At 67.2% G+C, this 15,480-nt stretch carries 13 protein-coding genes; 9 read left to right on the top strand and 4 right to left on the bottom strand.

The features are described from left to right. Positions 1 to 6: 6 nt before the first annotated feature. Positions 7 to 1,197 (top strand): efflux RND transporter periplasmic adaptor subunit, encoded by a 1,191-nt coding sequence (locus tag ACLB1G_RS09365; RefSeq protein ID WP_491626934.1) that lies wholly within the window; start codon positions 7 to 9, stop codon positions 1,195 to 1,197. Continuing rightward, positions 1,194 to 4,364, top strand: coding sequence for an efflux RND transporter permease subunit (locus ACLB1G_RS09360; protein WP_491626933.1), 3,171 nt, complete (start codon positions 1,194 to 1,196; stop codon positions 4,362 to 4,364). The genes ACLB1G_RS09365 and ACLB1G_RS09360 overlap by 4 nt, the downstream gene beginning before the upstream one ends. Before the next feature lie 61 nt (positions 4,365 to 4,425). Here ACLB1G_RS09360 and rodA read toward each other — a convergent pair whose 3' ends face one another. After that, entirely contained in the window at positions 4,426 to 5,556 is a 1,131-nt protein-coding gene (gene rodA, locus ACLB1G_RS09355; RefSeq protein WP_491626932.1) for a rod shape-determining protein RodA, read from the bottom strand. Next, positions 5,553 to 5,684, bottom strand: coding sequence for a hypothetical protein (locus ACLB1G_RS09350; RefSeq protein WP_491626931.1), 132 nt, complete (start codon positions 5,682 to 5,684; stop codon positions 5,553 to 5,555). Before ACLB1G_RS09350 ends, rodA begins: the two co-directional genes overlap by 4 nt. Before the next feature lie 236 nt (positions 5,685 to 5,920). On the opposite strand from ACLB1G_RS09350, the gene ACLB1G_RS09345 reads away from it, so the two are divergent. From ACLB1G_RS09345 to ACLB1G_RS09320, 6 genes are all read left to right on the top strand, one after another. After that, on the top strand, positions 5,921 to 6,820 hold the full coding sequence (locus ACLB1G_RS09345) for a hypothetical protein (RefSeq protein WP_491626930.1): 900 nt from the start codon (positions 5,921 to 5,923) through the stop codon (positions 6,818 to 6,820). Positions 6,821 to 6,910: 90 nt separating this feature from the next. Then, positions 6,911 to 7,594 (top strand): ABC transporter ATP-binding protein, encoded by a 684-nt coding sequence (locus ACLB1G_RS09340; protein ID WP_491626929.1) that lies wholly within the window; start codon positions 6,911 to 6,913, stop codon positions 7,592 to 7,594. Then, on the top strand, positions 7,591 to 9,705 hold the full coding sequence (locus ACLB1G_RS09335; protein ID WP_491626928.1) for an HlyD family secretion protein: 2,115 nt from the start codon (positions 7,591 to 7,593) through the stop codon (positions 9,703 to 9,705). Before ACLB1G_RS09340 ends, ACLB1G_RS09335 begins: the two co-directional genes overlap by 4 nt. 28 nt (positions 9,706 to 9,733) lie before the next feature. Then, complete coding sequence (locus ACLB1G_RS09330) at positions 9,734 to 10,918, top strand: efflux RND transporter periplasmic adaptor subunit (RefSeq protein ID WP_491626927.1); 1,185 nt, start codon at positions 9,734 to 9,736, stop codon at positions 10,916 to 10,918. Further along, entirely contained in the window at positions 10,915 to 12,150 is a 1,236-nt protein-coding gene (locus ACLB1G_RS09325; RefSeq protein WP_491626926.1) for an ABC transporter permease, read from the top strand. The genes ACLB1G_RS09330 and ACLB1G_RS09325 overlap by 4 nt, the downstream gene beginning before the upstream one ends. Before the next feature lie 17 nt (positions 12,151 to 12,167). Next, positions 12,168 to 12,767 (top strand): class I SAM-dependent methyltransferase, encoded by a 600-nt coding sequence (locus ACLB1G_RS09320; protein WP_491626925.1) that lies wholly within the window; start codon positions 12,168 to 12,170, stop codon positions 12,765 to 12,767. A gap of 45 nt (positions 12,768 to 12,812) precedes the next feature. On the opposite strand, the gene hemB is transcribed toward ACLB1G_RS09320, so the two are convergent. Together hemB and yihA are read right to left on the bottom strand one after the other, a co-directional pair. Then, positions 12,813 to 13,829 carry a porphobilinogen synthase gene (gene hemB / locus ACLB1G_RS09315; RefSeq protein ID WP_491626924.1) on the bottom strand — a complete coding sequence of 339 codons (1,017 nt, stop codon included), beginning with the start codon at positions 13,827 to 13,829 and terminating at the stop codon, positions 12,813 to 12,815. Between the two features lie 20 nt (positions 13,830 to 13,849). After that, positions 13,850 to 14,551, bottom strand: coding sequence for a ribosome biogenesis GTP-binding protein YihA/YsxC (gene yihA, locus ACLB1G_RS09310; protein WP_491626923.1), 702 nt, complete (start codon positions 14,549 to 14,551; stop codon positions 13,850 to 13,852). Between the two features lie 177 nt (positions 14,552 to 14,728). Here yihA and ACLB1G_RS09305 point away from each other — a divergent pair, with 177 nt between their 5' ends. Further along, positions 14,729 to 15,397 (top strand): c-type cytochrome, encoded by a 669-nt coding sequence (locus tag ACLB1G_RS09305; protein ID WP_491626922.1) that lies wholly within the window; start codon positions 14,729 to 14,731, stop codon positions 15,395 to 15,397. Positions 15,398 to 15,480: the final 83 nt, after the last annotated feature.

Below are 15,480 nucleotides of genomic sequence, written 5' to 3'. Positions count from 1 at the left end.
ACCATAATGAAAAAGACTACTTCGGGAATCGTGGCTGTCGCCGTGGCGCTTGCGCTGGGCGGCATCTGGTACGTCAACCACCAGGGCGCCGGCCAGGCCAAGGGCAAGGAGGCCGGCAAGGGCCAGGGACCGACCACGGTCAGCGTGGTGGCGCCGCTGCGCCAGGACGTGCCGGTGATACTGCAGGCCAACGGCACCGTGACCCCCATCAGCACCGTGGACCTGCACCCGCAGACCACCAGCACCATCGCCAAGGTGCACATCAAGGAAGGCGACTACGTCAAGGCCGGCCAGCTGATCTTCACTTTGGACGACCGCAGCGAACAGGCCAACCTGGAGAAAGCCAAGGCCCAGGTCGAGCGCGACCGCGCCAGCCTGGCCGACCTGGAGCGCCAGTACCAGCGCAGCAAGGATTTGTTTGCGCAAAAATTCATCGCCGCCAGCGCGGTCGACACCCTCAAGGCCCAGGTCGATGCCGCGCGCGCCCTGCTGAACGCCGACATCGCCGCCGCCCGCGCCGTCAGCGTGGACGCCAGCTACACCGTGATCCGCGCCCCCATGGCGGGCCGGGCCGGCGCCATCAACGTGTATCCGGGCAGCCTGGTGCAGCCCACCACCTCGCTCACCACCGTGACCCAGCTCGACCCGATCACGGTGGCCTTCACCCTGCCGGAAGCGGCCCTGGCCGGACTGCTGCAGGCGCAAAAGGCCGGCCCGGTGCCGGTGCAGGTGGCGCTGGGCGCCAGCGACAAGGTCCTGAACGGCAAGCTCAGCTTCATCGACAACACGGTGGACCCGGTGGCCGGCGTGATCCGCGTCAAGGCCCAGTTCGACAACAGGGACACCAACCTGTGGCCGGGCCAGTACGTCAACACCCGCCTGACCAGCCAGGTGATCAAGGCCGCCACCGTGATCCCGCAGGCCGCCATCATCAGCAACACGCGCGGCACCTTCGTCTACGCCGTGGACGGGGAGCAGAGCGCCAAGGTGGTCAACATCCAGCGCCTGCATTCCTTCGGCGACCAGGCCGCCGTCCTGGGCCTGTCCGGCAACGAGCAAGTCATCGTGGACGGCAAGCAGAACCTGCGCCCGGGCGGCAAGGTCCGCCTGGCCCGGTCCGACAAGGGCGACAAGGCTGGCGCGGCCGATAAATCCGCCTCGGCTAACGCGGAAACCGGCAAGGGCAAAGTGGAATGAACATTTCCGAACTGTGCATACGCCGCCCGGTGATGGTGGTGCTGCTGTCGCTGAGCCTGATCCTGGCCGGCGTGCTGGCCTATTTCTACATCCCGGTGGCGGCCCTGCCCAGCTATAACACGCCGGTCATCAACGTGTCGGCCGACCTGCCGGGCGCCTCGCCGGAAACCATGGCGTCCTCGGTGGCGCTGCCGCTGGAAAAGCAGTTCTCCACCATTGCCGGCCTGTCACTGGTGACCTCGACCAACACCCTGGGCAATTCCTCGCTGACCCTGGAGTTCGACCCCAGCATCAACGTCAACGAGGCTGCCGTGGACGTGCAGGCGGCCCTGCTGCGGGCCCAGCGCCAGCTGCCGGTGGAAATGACGGATTTGCCGTCCTACCGCAAGGTCAACCCGGCCGACGCGCCGGTGCTGTTCATGACCATGACCTCGCCCTCGCTGACCCTGGCTGAACTGAACGACTACGCGGAAAACCTGATCGCCCCCAGCCTGTCCACCCTGCCGGGCGTGGCCCAGGTCACGGTCAACGGCCAGAAGCGTTTCGCGGTACGGGTGCGGGCCCGCTCCGACCTGCTGAACGCGCGCAACCTGACGCTGGATGAGGTGCAGCAGGCGCTCAAGTCGGCCAACGCCAACACCCCGCTGGGCATCCTGGACGGCCCCAGCCAGACCCTGACCATCCAGGGCAACGCCCAGATGATGCACGCGTCCGAATTCGCCGACCTCATCATCGCCATGCGCAACGGCGAACCGGTGCGCCTGCGCGACGTGGCCACGGTGGAGGACAGCTTCCAGTCGGTCAAGACCGCCGGCAGCTACAACGGCGAGCGCTCCATCGTGCTGCTGGTGCAGCGCCAGCCGGACGCCAACACGGTGCAGGTGGTGGACGGCGTGCGCCGTTTGCTGCCGCGCTTCAAGGCCGAGTTGCCGGCCTCGATCAACATCAACCTGGTCAACGACCGTTCGGTCTCCATCCGCGAGGCCATCCACGACGTCAACCTGACCCTGCTGCTGACCATCTTCCTGGTGGTGATGGTGATCTTCCTGTTCCTGCGCCGCGCCGCCGCCACCTTCATCCCGGCCATCACCATGCCGATTTCGCTGCTGGGCGCGCTGGCCCTGCTGTATGCCTTCGGCTACAGCCTGGACAACGTGTCCCTGCTGGGCATCACCCTGGCCGTGGGCCTGGTGGTGGACGACGCCATCGTGGTGCTGGAAAACATCGTACGCCACATCGAGATGGGCAAGCGGCCGCTGGAAGCGTCGCTGGTGGGCGCCAAGGAGATGGGCTTCACCATCATCTCGATTTCGGTGTCGCTGGTGGCGGTATTCATTCCCATCTTCTTCATGCCGGGCGTGATCGGCCTGATGTTCCACGAATTCGCCGTGGTGGTGGGCTTGTCGGTGCTGGTGTCGGCGGCCGTGTCGCTGATGCTGGTGCCCATGCTGGCCAGCCGTTTGCTGCCGGCCGACGCCATCGATCCCGAGCACGACAAGGGCAGCTTCATCGGCCGCTGGTTCGAGGCCGGTTTCACCCGGCTGCGCAACGGCTACGCCGCCACCCTGGACGTGGCGCTGCGCCACCGCTACGTGGTGCTGGTGGCCGCGCTCGGCACCTTCGTGCTGACCGCGGTGCTGTACGCCACCATTCCCAAAGGCTTCTTCCCCGAGGAAGACCTGGGCCAGATCCGCGTCAACACGGAAGCCTCGGAAGACATTTCCTCGGCCGCCCTGCTGAAACTGCAGGAGCGGGTGGTGGACGTGATACGCGCCGACCCCAACGTGCAGGACGTGACTTCCTTCGTCAGCGGCGGCAACAGCGGCCGCATGTTCCTGGTGCTAAAACCGCGCAGCCAGCGCAAGCCCATGCCGCAGGTGCTGGACAGCCTGCGCAAGGCCACCAAGGCCGTGCCCGGCATTGCCGTCTACCTGAGTCCGGTGCAGAACCTGCAGCTGGGCGGACGCCAGTCCAAGAGCCGCTACCAGTACACGCTGCAGTCGGTCAGCGCCGGCGCCCTGAATGAATGGGCCACCAAGTTCGTGGAGCGGATGCGCGCCGATCCGGACTTCCGCGACGTCACCAGCGATTCGCAGGAAAAGGGCTTGCAGGCCTCCCTGCGCATCGACCGCGACAAGGCCAACAACCTTGGCGTGGCCATTGGCGACATCCGCACCGCGCTCTACCTGGCCTTTGGCGAACGCCAGGTGTCGACCATCTACGCGCCGGCCGCCAGCTACTACGTGATACTGGAAGCGGCCGACCAGGACCGCCAGTTCGACGATGCGCTGACCAAAATATCGGTGCGCAACAAGGCCGGCAACCTGATCAAACTGTCCAGCTTTGCCACGGTGGAGCGCACCATAGGCCCGACGGCCGTCAACCACCAGGGCCAGCTGCAGGCCATCACGCTGTCCTTCAACCTGGCGCCGGACGTGCCGCTGGGCACGGCCACGGCCAAGATCGACCAGATGGGCGCCGACATGAAGCTGCCGGCCACCGTGATCACCAGCTATGGCGGCGACGCGGCCGTGTTCCAGAGTTCGCAGGGCAGCCAGCTGATCCTCATCATTGCCGCGCTGGGCGTGATCTACGTGCTGCTGGGCGTGCTGTACGAAAGCTATATCCACCCGCTGACGATATTGGCGGGTCTGCCGTCGGCGGCGGTGGGCGCGCTGCTGACGCTGTGGCTGTTCAACCTGGACCTGACCATGATTGCCATCATCGGCATCCTGATGCTGATCGGTATCGTCAAGAAGAACGCCATCATGATGATCGACTTCGCCCTGCATGCCCAGCGCACCGAGGGCATGACGCCGGCCCAGGCCATCCGCGAAGCCTGCATCCTGCGCTTCCGTCCCATCATGATGACCACCATGGCGGCCCTGATGGGCGCGCTGCCCATCGCCCTGGGCCTGGGCGCCGGCGCCGAGCTGCGCCAGCCGCTGGGCCTGGCCGTGGTGGGCGGGCTGATCTTCTCGCAGGTGATCACGCTTTACATCACGCCCGTGATCTACCTGTTCCTGGACAAGTACAGCGGCACCGGTCCCATGTCGGATGAGCAGATCGCGGCCGACAAGGCGGTGGCCGCGCAAGCCGCGCACGGCGAAGCACAGCCGGCGCCCTTGAAAGCAGTCAACCTGGCCAAGCACCAGGCGGGCCACTAAGGCGGGCCACTAAGGCGGGCCACCAAACCGGCCAAGCGGGCCAGCAGGGCTAGGCGGGCGCTCAGCTGGCCAAGCGGGCACTCAGCGGGCCGGCCAGCCGGCCGCCCAGCTGGCGCTGCTGGTGTCGTATGCCCATCAGCAGGCCGGCGCCTATGCCCAGCGTGACCAGGGCGGTGCCGCCGTAGCTGATGAAGGGCAGCGGCACGCCCACCACGGGCACCACGCCGCTCACCATGCCTAGGTTGACGAAGGCATAGGTGAAGTAAATCATGGTGATGGCGCCGCCCAGGAGGCGCGAGAACGGTGTCGCGGCCCGGGCGCTGATCACCAAGCCGCGCCCTATCAGCAGCAGGTACAGCACCAGCAGCACCAGGTTGCCGGCCAAGCCGAATTCCTCCGCATACACCGAGAAGATGAAGTCCGTGCTGCGCTCCGGGATGTAGCCCAGCCGCCCTTGCGTGCCTTCCTGCCAGCCCTTGCCGGTCACGCCGCCGGAACCGATGGCGATGCCGGCCTGCAGGATCTGGAAGCCCTTGCCGGATGGATCGGCAGTGGGATCGAGAAAGGTTTCGACGCGCTGGCGCTGGTAGTCGTGCAGGAAGGGCCAAGCCGCCGGGACCGCGATGGCCGCCGCCAGCGCCAGCGCGGCCAGGGCCTGCCACGGCAGTCCGGCCAGCAGGATCACGTAGAAGCCGGCCGCCAGCACCAGCAGGGCCGTGCCCAGGTCGGGCTGTTTGGCGATCAGGGCGACGGGCGCGAGCAGCAGCAGGGCGGCGATGGCGTACGATTGCCAGCGCTTCAGATGGCCGTAGTGATGGAAGAACCAGGCCAGCATCAGCGGCATGGCGATTTTCATGAGTTCGGACGGCTGGATGTCGGTGCCCAGGTACAGCCAGCGCCGCGAACCCTTCTTGACGATGCCGAACAGGGCCACGGCCACCAGCAACGCCACGCCGATGGCGTACACCTTGGCTGCATGCCGCATCAGGGCCTGCGGCGGGATGCGCGCCACCAGCCACATCACGCCCAGCGCAACCACGGCGTGGCGCAGCTGCTGGGCGAAGCGGCCAGGAAAGTCCAGGCTGGCTGAATACAGGGTGAACAGCCCGACGCCCAGCAGCAGGCAGACCAGCAGCAGCAGGATGGGATCGAGCACCTTCAGCCAGGGCCGCAGGCGTTGCGCCAGCGTCATTGCAGGGCCTGCAGCCAGAACAGGCGGGCGCCCAGCAGCAGCATACCGGCGGCGGCCAGCGCGGCCAGCACGTATAGCCGGCGGCGGAAGCGCTGGCTGTTATCGGGGGCGAAATCGGGTGGGGTCATGATGTCCTCGGCAGGGACAAAATGATAGCACAATGGAAAGCATTGCCAATGGGCTATTTGAGTGGTGTAAACTCACTGATACATACCGTAACACCCATTAATATCGAGCTCTTGTAATCTACTGTAAAGATGGGCGGCCTGCCCGTGACACCGTTCCCAAAAGTAGTTTACTCTGGCAGTATGGCCGCATTTCGATGCGCATTTGATTACCTTCCCGCAAGAAAGCCTGGTTTATTTTGCACCACGATTCCCACATTCTGTCGGCGGAGACCGGTTACTGCGTAACCTGCGGCCAAAAGCTACCCGATGCGAATCCCGGCTATGGTGCCTGGGAACGTACCCCCACGTCGCGCCGCATCGGCATCGGCATCTCCATCGCGCTGCACTTGATCGGGGTGCTGTATTACTTCCTGAAACCATCAGAGCATATCCAGATCAAGCCGCCGCGCAAGGAAGGCGCCATTACCTATATCGCGCCGCTGCCGATCAAGCCAACCCCGGAAAAGCCGCAGAAGAAGGAAGTCGCCAAGCAGCAGCCCAAGGCCGCCAAGCCGCCGCCGCCGCGCCAGGCGCCCAAGTCCATCACGCCGCCGGCCGCAGAGCGGCCCAAGCTGGAGACCTTCGTGCCGCCGGTGCAGGCCACCATGAAGCCGCCGCCAGAGGAAGATATGTCGGAAATGATCGCCAAGCGCCGCGCCGCGCGCGAGGCGGCCAATCCGGCCCCGCCAGCCCCGCCGGCGCCCGAGAGCGACAACGACCGCGCACTGCGCATCGCCCGCGCCAACATCGCCGGTGCACAGGCCAAGGCCGGCACCAGCGGTGAAAAGGATGACTCGGGCGGTATCTTCTCGGTCGACAAGAGCTACCACAGCGCGGAGCTGAAGTTCCGCGGCTGGAACACCAACTTCAAGCGCCGCTGGCTGCAGCAGGTGCACGTGGAGCAGGGCGCCGAGCAGGATATCGAAACCGCCGTGGTGAAGAAAATGATCGAGCTGATACGCCAGGAAAAGCCGGGCGACTTCGAATGGGATTCGCACCGCCTGGGCAAGGTGGTGCGCATGAGCGCCCGCAAGGAAGACGAGAAGGAACTGCAGGCCTTCCTCATGAAAGAGATGTTCCCGGAGTACCGGCGCTGACCGGCCCATGCGCCTGCCTGTCCCGGGGGCGCGCTCAACTTCATGATTGCTTAATTGACAAAATGATGCGCGGCAGGAATACTGCCACGCATGATAGAGCTCAGCGACATCCGCAAGACCTACCGCCAGGGCGGCAACCAGATCAACGCGCTGGACGGCATAGACCTGCGGGTCGCGCCTGGCGAGTTCGTCGCCATCATGGGGCCGTCCGGCTCCGGCAAATCCACTCTGCTCAATGTGCTGGGGGCGCTGGACCGGCCCGATTCCGGCCGCTACCTGCTCGACAGCGAGGAAGTCAGCGCCCTCGATGACGACGCCGCCTCCGAGGTGCGCAACCGCCGCATCGGCTTCGTGTTCCAGTCCTTCCATTTGCTGCCGCGCCTGACCGTGCTGGAAAACGTGCTGCTGCCACAGCGCTATGCGGCCCAGGCCGACCCGGAGGCGCGGACGCGCGCCGTGGCGCTGCTGGAGCGCATCGGCCTGGGCGAGCGCACCGATCACTTGCCGGGTCAGCTGTCCGGCGGCCAGCTGCAGCGCGCCGCCATCGCGCGCGCCCTGCTCAACCAGCCGGCACTGCTGCTGGCCGACGAGCCCACCGGCAACCTCGATTCGCGCAGCGCGGCCGAGGTGCTGGCCTTGCTGCACGAACTGCACGCGGGCGGGCAGACCGTGGTGCTGGTCACTCACGATCCGGCAGTGGCGGCTGGTGCCCAGCGCACCATACACCTGCGCGATGGCCGCGTGGCCGAGATCGTCGAAAGACCGGCCGCATGACGCGCCGCCGCCTGATCCTGCTGGCCGGCGCGCCCGTGCTGGCGCTGGCCATCGCCGCTGCCTACGCCGTTGGCACGCCGTCCACCACCGCAGCCGCTGCCGCGCCCACCGGCGTCACGCCATCTGCGCCATCAGCCGCTGCCGCCGTACCGTCCGCGACCTCGGCCGCTGCCGCGTCGCCCGCCACGCCCTCGACCGGACCAGCCCTGCCGGCGTCCGCCGCCCCCATGCCCTCGGCGGCGCAGGCTGCATCACCGTTAGCGGCCGCCACGCCGGACGGCAAGGCCGCGCCGCTGCGCCGTCCTGTGCTGCTGTCCGGCGAAGTGGAAGCCCTCGATTCGCAGTCCATCATCGTGCCGCGTTCCAACAGCTCGCCGCTGGTGCTGCGCACCTTCGTCCCTGAAGGCAGCCACGTCAAGGCGGGCGAGGTGGTGCTGCGCATCGATTCCGGCAACGCCACCAACATCGACCGCCTGCGCATCGAACTGGACCAGGCCCGCTCGCGCGCCGAGCGCGAAGCGGCGACCCTGGAAGCGGCCCTGGTGGAAGGCCAGAAAGCGCTGGCCAGCGCCGAGGCCGCGCTGGCCAAGGCCAAGGTCGACGCCGTGCTGCCCAAGGCCCAGGTGTCGGCCCTCAACTACGACCGCTACCAGGCCGAGCTGGACCGCGCCACGCGCGACCTGGCCATCAAGCAGGAGACCGAGCGCAACCAGCGCCAGGCGGTCCGCCGCCGCAATGAGGATGGCGAGCTGGAAGTGAAAAAACTGCAGGTCAACCTGGCCTTCCAGATTGCCGAGCAGGCGCTGTCGGAAGTGCGGGCCGGGCATGACGGCGTGGTGGTGCACGGCTTCAGTCCATGGAAGGGCGAGCGCGTCGACGAAGGCTCCTCGGCCTGGCCCGGCAACGAGGCCGGCGTGGTACTGGGCGCTGGCAAGATGGCGGTGACGGCCTGGGTGCTGGAGGCCGACCGGCCCTATCTGTCCCAAGGCCAGCAGCTCACCCTGCGTTTCGACGCGCTGCCCGGCGCCACCCTGACCGGCACGGTCGAGACCATCACCGGCGCACCGGAGGCGCGCGCACGCTGGGGCCAGGGTCGCTATTTCCGCGTGCGCATCGCCCTGCCCGAGCGTCACGGCCTGCCGCTGGCGGCCGGCATGAGCGTGTTTGCTGAACCGCAGGCCCCGGGCAAGGCCGCGCTGGCGCCGCTGTCGCGCGGCGATGCGCTGACGCTGGAAGGCGAAGTCGCTTCGCGCGTCAAGCTGCCGGTGGCGCCGCCCACCATCCCCTATGTGTGGAAATACAAGCTGGCACAGATGGCGCCGGAAGGCGCCATGCTGGAACCGGGACAGGTGATCGCGCGCTTCGACGCCAGCGAGATTGCCAGCCAGCTCAGCCAGCTGGACGGTAATCTGCGGGAAAAACAGCGCGCGCTGGACAAGCTGCGCCTGGACCAGGCCGAAGCCGAACGGGCGGGCGAGCTGGCGCTGGCGGAAGCGCTCAGCAACGCCGACAAGGCCGAGCGCAAGGCCACCCAGCCCAAGGAGCTGATACGGCGAGTCGATTACGACAAGCTGGTGATCGAGCGCACCGAAAAGCAGGCGCTGGCCAGGCTGGCCAAGGACTTGTGCATGGCCCAGGCGCGAGCGCGCCATGCCGAGCGGGCCGGACTGCAGTCCGAAATCGCCAAGCTGCAGGCGCAGGTGGATGTGCTGCGGCGCGGCCAGGCCGCCTTGACGGTCAAGGCCGGGCGCAAGGGCATGGTGGTGTACCGTACCAACTTCAATGGCGAGAAATTCACGCCCGGCAGCGAGGTGTGGGTGGGCTTGTCGGTGGCCACGCTGGCCGACCCGGACCAGCTCTACGTCGCCGCCATGGTGCCGGAGGCGCAGTCGGCCGGGATCCGCATCGGCCAGCGGGCGCGGGTCGCGGTGCCAGGCGCCAGCCAGGCGCTCAATGCGCGCGTCAGCGGCATAGGCCAGACCTTCCACAGCAAGCCGGCCGCGCAATCCATCATCGTGCGCGATATCGAGCTGCAGTTCGATGCGCCGCCCAAGGGCCTCAAGCCGGGCGCCGCCGTACAGGCCGAACTGCTGGCCGATGCCGCCCGGTAGAGGAGAAAAAACGATGAGGACTGCAATCATGGCAGGCATGCTCGCGCTGCTGGCCGGCTGCGGCGAACCATCCGCCAACAGCGGCGCCATCGAAACCCTGGCTGCCCGCCCCTGGACCGAAACGCTGACGGTGGACGGCGAAATCAAGGCCGCCGCCAACACGCCGCTGAACGTGCCCGGCAGCGGCTGGGGCGGGCGCGTGCTGGTGTCCATGGTGGCCGAAGGCAGTGCCGTGCACAAGGGCGACGTGGTGGCACGCTTCGATGCGCCGCAATCGCGCATGGAATTGTCCCAGGCCGAATATGAACTGCTGCGCAAGACCCTGGCCGAGCAAGCCTCGGCCGAGAATGCCGCCGTCGAGCGCAGCACCCTGGCCGGCGAGCGCGCCAAGGTGGTGGACGACCTCGGACTGAGCCAGCGCTACGCCAATGTCGACCTGTCCATCTTCGCCCGCAACACCATCCTGGATGCGCTGGCCGATGTCGGCTTCCTGACCACCAAGCGCGGCTACCTGGACTGGAAGGGCGGCCAGGCCCAGGCGCGCACGGCGGCCCAGGATGCGGTGCTGCACTCGCAGCGTGACAGCGTGCAAAAGACTGCCGAACAACAGCGCACCAGCCTGGCCGAGCTGGACCTGGTGGCGCCGCATGACGGCATTTTCCTGCTTGCCTCGCGCTGGGATGGCGCCAAGGCCACCATCGGTTCCAGCCAGTGGCCGGGCCAGGAGTTCGGCAGCCTGCCCGACCTGGAAAAGCTGGTGGCGCACTTCAGCGTGGCCGAGGGCCAGGCCTACGGCCTGCAGCCAGGCCAGCCGGTGCGGGTGCGCCTGGCCGGTACCGGCACCACGCTGGAACTCAAGGTAACGCGGGTCGGCAGCAACGCCAGCACCATTTCGCCCGAGTCGCCCGTCAAGTACAGCGATTTCGACGCCGCCATTCCCGTCGAGGCGGCGCGCCAGCTGGGCCTCAAGCCGGGCCAGGCGCTGCGCGGCGTGGTGCGGCTGGTGGCGCGTCCGGCCGCCCTGACCGTGCCCAATATCGCGCTGGTGCCGGAGGGCGCGAGCTACGCCGTCTACACCGACGAGCATGGCAAGCCGGTCAAGCACGCGGTGCAGCTGGGCCAGCGCGGCCCGGTGCGCACCGAACTGACATCCGGGCTGGAAGCAGGCGCGCGCGTGCTGCTGCTGCCCCCCAAGGCGGAGAGCAAGACATGAGCATGGCGCTGCTGCGCGAAGCCGTCACCGAACTGCTGCGGCGCAAGCTGCGCACCGGGTTGACACTGCTGGGCATGATCTTCGGCGTGGCCGCCATCGTCGCCATGCTGGCGGTGGGCGAGGGCAGCCGGCGCGAGGCGCTGCGGCTGGTGGCCGAGCTGGGACTGGACAACGTCCTGTTGGAGAGCAAGTCCATCGAGGCCGAGCAGCTCAAGGAAATCCGCACTCGCTCGCTGGGCCTGTCGGCGGCCGATGCCGACGCCGCGCTGGCCGTGGTGCCGGGCGCGCGTTCGGTGGCGCTGAAAAAGGAAATCAAGGTCGATCAACTGCTGGTGGGCGACAAGGTATCCAGCGGGCGTGCCTTCGCCGTCTCGCCCGAGTACGCCGCGCACAGCGGCCTGCGGGTGGCGGCCGGGCGCTGGCTGCTGCCGGCCGACGGCGCCACCCTGTCGCCCGTATGCGTGCTGGGCGCGCGCCTGGCGCACAGCCTGTTCGGGGACGCCTCGCCGCTGGGCCAGCGGGTCAAGGTCAACCATGTGTGGCTGGAAGTGGTGGGCGTGCTGGGCGACCGGGCCCAGAGCAAGAGCGATTTCGAAGGCGTCAAGCTGGGGCTGGATGACGAGCGTTTGTTCGTGCCCTGGGATACGGGCCGTGCCCGCTTCAGCTTCAAGCGCATCGAGGACGAAGTGGACGGCATCAGCATACGCCTGGACGGTCGCGCCGCGCCGGACGCGGCGGCGCGCGTGCTGCAGGCGCTGATCACCCAGCGCCACGGCGGCGCCGACGACACCAACCTGATCGTGCCCATGGGCTTGTACCGCCAGAACCAGCAGACCCAGCGGATTTTCACCATCGTGATGAGTTCGATCGCGGCGGTGTCGCTGCTGGTGGGCGGGATCGGTATCATGAACATCATGCTGGCCAACGTGCTGGAGCGGCGCCGCGAAGTGGGGCTGAAACGAGCTTTGGGCGCGCGCCGCCGCGATGTGGTGGAGCAGTTCCTGGCCGAAGCCCTGGTGATTGCTGTCAGCGGCGCCCTGCTGGGCGTGCTGCTGGGCGCGGTGGCGGCCTACAGCATTGCCGCGCTGGCGGGCTGGTCGGTGGCCTGGTCGCCGCTGAGCCTGATCCTGGCGGTGCTGCTGTGCGTGGCGGTAGGCCTGGGCTTCGGCGTCTTCCCGGCCCGCCAGGCCGCCGCCCTGGACCCTATCGCCGCCTTGCGCAGCGATGGCTAACTGTTCTGGAGGATAGGATGCATGATCCGTCTGCGGGCTGGGAATCGGTTGCCGCCGATTTCATGGCTGCCCGATCAAGTATAGGCGCTGGCGTGGTGCGGCGCTGGGCGGCATGTGTACGGCCGGGCGGAGAGGTGGTCGACATCGGCTGCGGGTCCGGCGTCCCGGTGGCCGTGGCGCTGGTGGAACAGGGACTGAAGGTGGCCGGGATAGACGCATCGCCGACACTGCTGTCGGCATTCCGCGCCCGCTTTCCCGGCGCGCCCGCAGCTTGCGAAGCGGCGCAGGACAGCGCCCTGTTTGGCCGGAAGTTCGATGGTGCGGTGGCCATCGGTCTGCTGTTCCTGCTTGCCGAGCAAGATCAGGGCAAGGTCATCCGCAGTGTCGGACGTGCCCTCAATCCAGGCGGACGTTTCCTGTTCAGCGCCCCGCGGGTCCCCTGTGCATGGAATGACCTGCAGACCGGGCGCCCGTCCATTTCCCTGGGCGAGGCCGGATATCAGCGCCTGCTTGCCGAGGCGGGCATGCGTCTGGTGGATATCCACGTGGACGAAGGCGGCAATCACTACTTCGACTCCACACTGGCTGGCCAGGGTGGCACTGCGCCGCAGCGATGACGCGCCTATAGGCAGGCGCAAGGACTGCGCCTGCCGCTTGAACCATCAGCCCTGGGCCTTGAGCTTGCGGGCGATATCCAGCGCGAAGTAGGTCAGTACGCCGTCGGCGCCGGCGCGCTTGAAGGCCAGCATGGATTCCATCATGACCTTGTCGTGGTCCAGCCAGCCGTTTTGCGCGGCGGCCTTGATCATGGCGTATTCGCCGCTGACCTGGTAGGCGAAGGTCGGCACCTTGAACTCGTCCTTGACCCGGCGCACGATGTCCAGGTAGGGCATGCCGGGCTTGACCATCACCATGTCGGCGCCTTCGGCCAGGTCCAGGCCGACTTCGCGCAGGGCTTCGTCGCTGTTGGCGGGGTCCATCTGGTAGGTGTTCTTGTCGCCCTTGCCCAGGTTGGCGGCCGAGCCCACCGCGTCGCGGAACGGGCCGTAGAACGCCGACGCATATTTTGCCGAGTAGGCCATGATGCGGGTGTGGATGTGGCCTTTTTCTTCCAGCGCCGCGCGCACGGCGCCGATGCGGCCGTCCATCATGTCGGACGGCGCCACCACGTCCACCCCGGCGTCGGCCTGGGCCAGCGCCTGGCGTATCAGCATGGCGGTGGTGACGTCGTTCAGCACGTAGCCGTTGTCATCGATCAGGCCATCCTGGCCGTGGCTGGTGTAGGGGTCCAGCGCCACGTCGGTGAGGATACCCAGCTCGGGGAAGCGGTCCTTGAGGGCGCGCACGGCGCGCGGCACCAGGCCGTCCGGATTGGTGGCCTCGACCCCGTCCGGCGTTTTTTTTGCGGCGTCGATCACGGGGAACAGGGCCAGCACCGGGATGCCCAGCCGCACGCATTCCTCGGCCACGCCCAGCAGCAGGTCGACCGAGACCCGCTCCACGCCCGGCATGGACAGCACCGGCTCGCGCTGCCCGGTCCCTTCCAGGATGAACACCGGGTAGATCAGGTCGGCGGCGGTGACGACATTTTCGCGCATCAGGGCGCGCGAGAAGGGATCGCGGCGCATGCGGCGCATGCGGATACCCGGGAACTGGGCGGAGGCGTGAGGCGTGTGCATCGGGGATTTCCTTGTAAAGGTTATGCCTGGGGTGGTGCTGCTTCCTCCTCCGCAGCGGGCGGGGCCAGCCCGGCCAGGGCCAGGATCTTGTCGTTGGCCTCCTCGATGCCGATGCGCTTGAGGGCGGAGAACAGCTGGACGGTGAAGGGGAAGCCTTCGCCATCCTCATCCACGTAGCTGTCCAGCCTGGCCTTGGCCTGGCGCAGCACGTTGACGGATTCATTGCGGTTGAGCTTGTCCACCTTGGTCAGGATGCAGTGGATGGGCTTGCCGGTGGGCGCGAACCATTCCAGCATCTGGATGTCCAGGTCGGTGAAGGGACGGCGCGCGTCCATCATCAGCACCAGGGCGGCCAGCTGCTCGCGGCGCTGGACGTAGTCGCCCAGCAGGCGCTGCCAGTGCAGCTTGGCGTTGCCCGACACTTCCGCGTAGCCATAGCCGGGCAGGTCGACCAGCAGCGCTTCGATGTCCTCGACGATGGTGGGGTCCTTGCGGTGCTGCGCCACGTGCGCGCCGCCGATCGAGAAGAAGTTGATGTGCTGGGTCCGGCCCGGCGTCTTGGATGCGAAGGCCAGGTTTTTCTGGTTGCACAGCAGGTTGATGGCGGTCGATTTGCCAGCGTTGGAACGGCCCGCGAACGCGATTTCCGGCACGGTGGTGCCGGGCAGGTCGCGCAGGTGGTTGACGGTGGTGAAGAAGCGGGCTTGCCAGAGCTTGGACATGGGTGGGATAAATTGCAACAATAAGGAGCGGTTTCGCCAAGGGGCTATTGTACAATACCGAGGGTTACCACTTGTTGCCCAGCGCCGCAAGCGTGGGCGCGGCTCGTGGAGGAGTGCAGGGCGGGCCCGGCGACAATGGAGTGGAAAAACATAACTTTCTTTCGTCACGGGTGCCTAATGAATCGTGCTTGCTCGCCGCTGGTCAAATCCTTGTTTGTAGCTCTCCTGGCCGTCACGGCCTTCTCCGCCGGGGCGGAAGAAAAGAAAGCCGCCGCAGCTCCCAAAGCGGATCCCGCCAAGGGCGGCACCCTGTACGCCGAGGGCGACGCCGCGCGCGGCCTGCCGGCCTGCGTGTCCTGCCATGGCGCCGCCGGCAACTCGACCATCGTCGCCAACCCCAAGCTGGCCGGCCAGCATGAAAACTACATCTACAAGCAGCTGGTGAACTTCACAACCCCCGAGCGCAACCAGCCGGTGATGTCGACCTACGCCAAGATGCTGAGCGATGAGGACAAGCACAACGTGGCGGCCTACCTGGCCACCCAGGCCTCCAAGCCGGGCGCGGCCAAATCGCGCGACACCATCGACCTGGGCAAGAAAATCTACCGCGGCGGCATCGCCGAGAAGAATGTGCCTGCCTGCGCCAGCTGCCACGGCGCGTCCGGCGCCGGCATCCCGGTCCAGTATCCGCGCATCGGCGGCCAGCACCAGGATTACACGGTGGCCCAGCTGGGCCTGTTCAAGACTGGCGCCCGCGCCAACAGCCCGCAGATGAGCACCATCGCCAAGCGCATGTCGGACGAGGAAATGAAGGCCGTGGCCGATTACGTGGCCGGCCTGAAGTAAGCGGCAGCAGATTGATTTACGCGAAAAAGGGCAGCCGCGGTATCGGGCTGCCTTTTTCGCTGGTATGCCGCCGCCGATATGGT

It is taken from the genome of Duganella kummerowiae (assembly GCF_053572355.1).
Note: the sequence above shows the minus strand (reverse complement) of the source record. Positions and strands in the feature narration are given on the sequence as shown.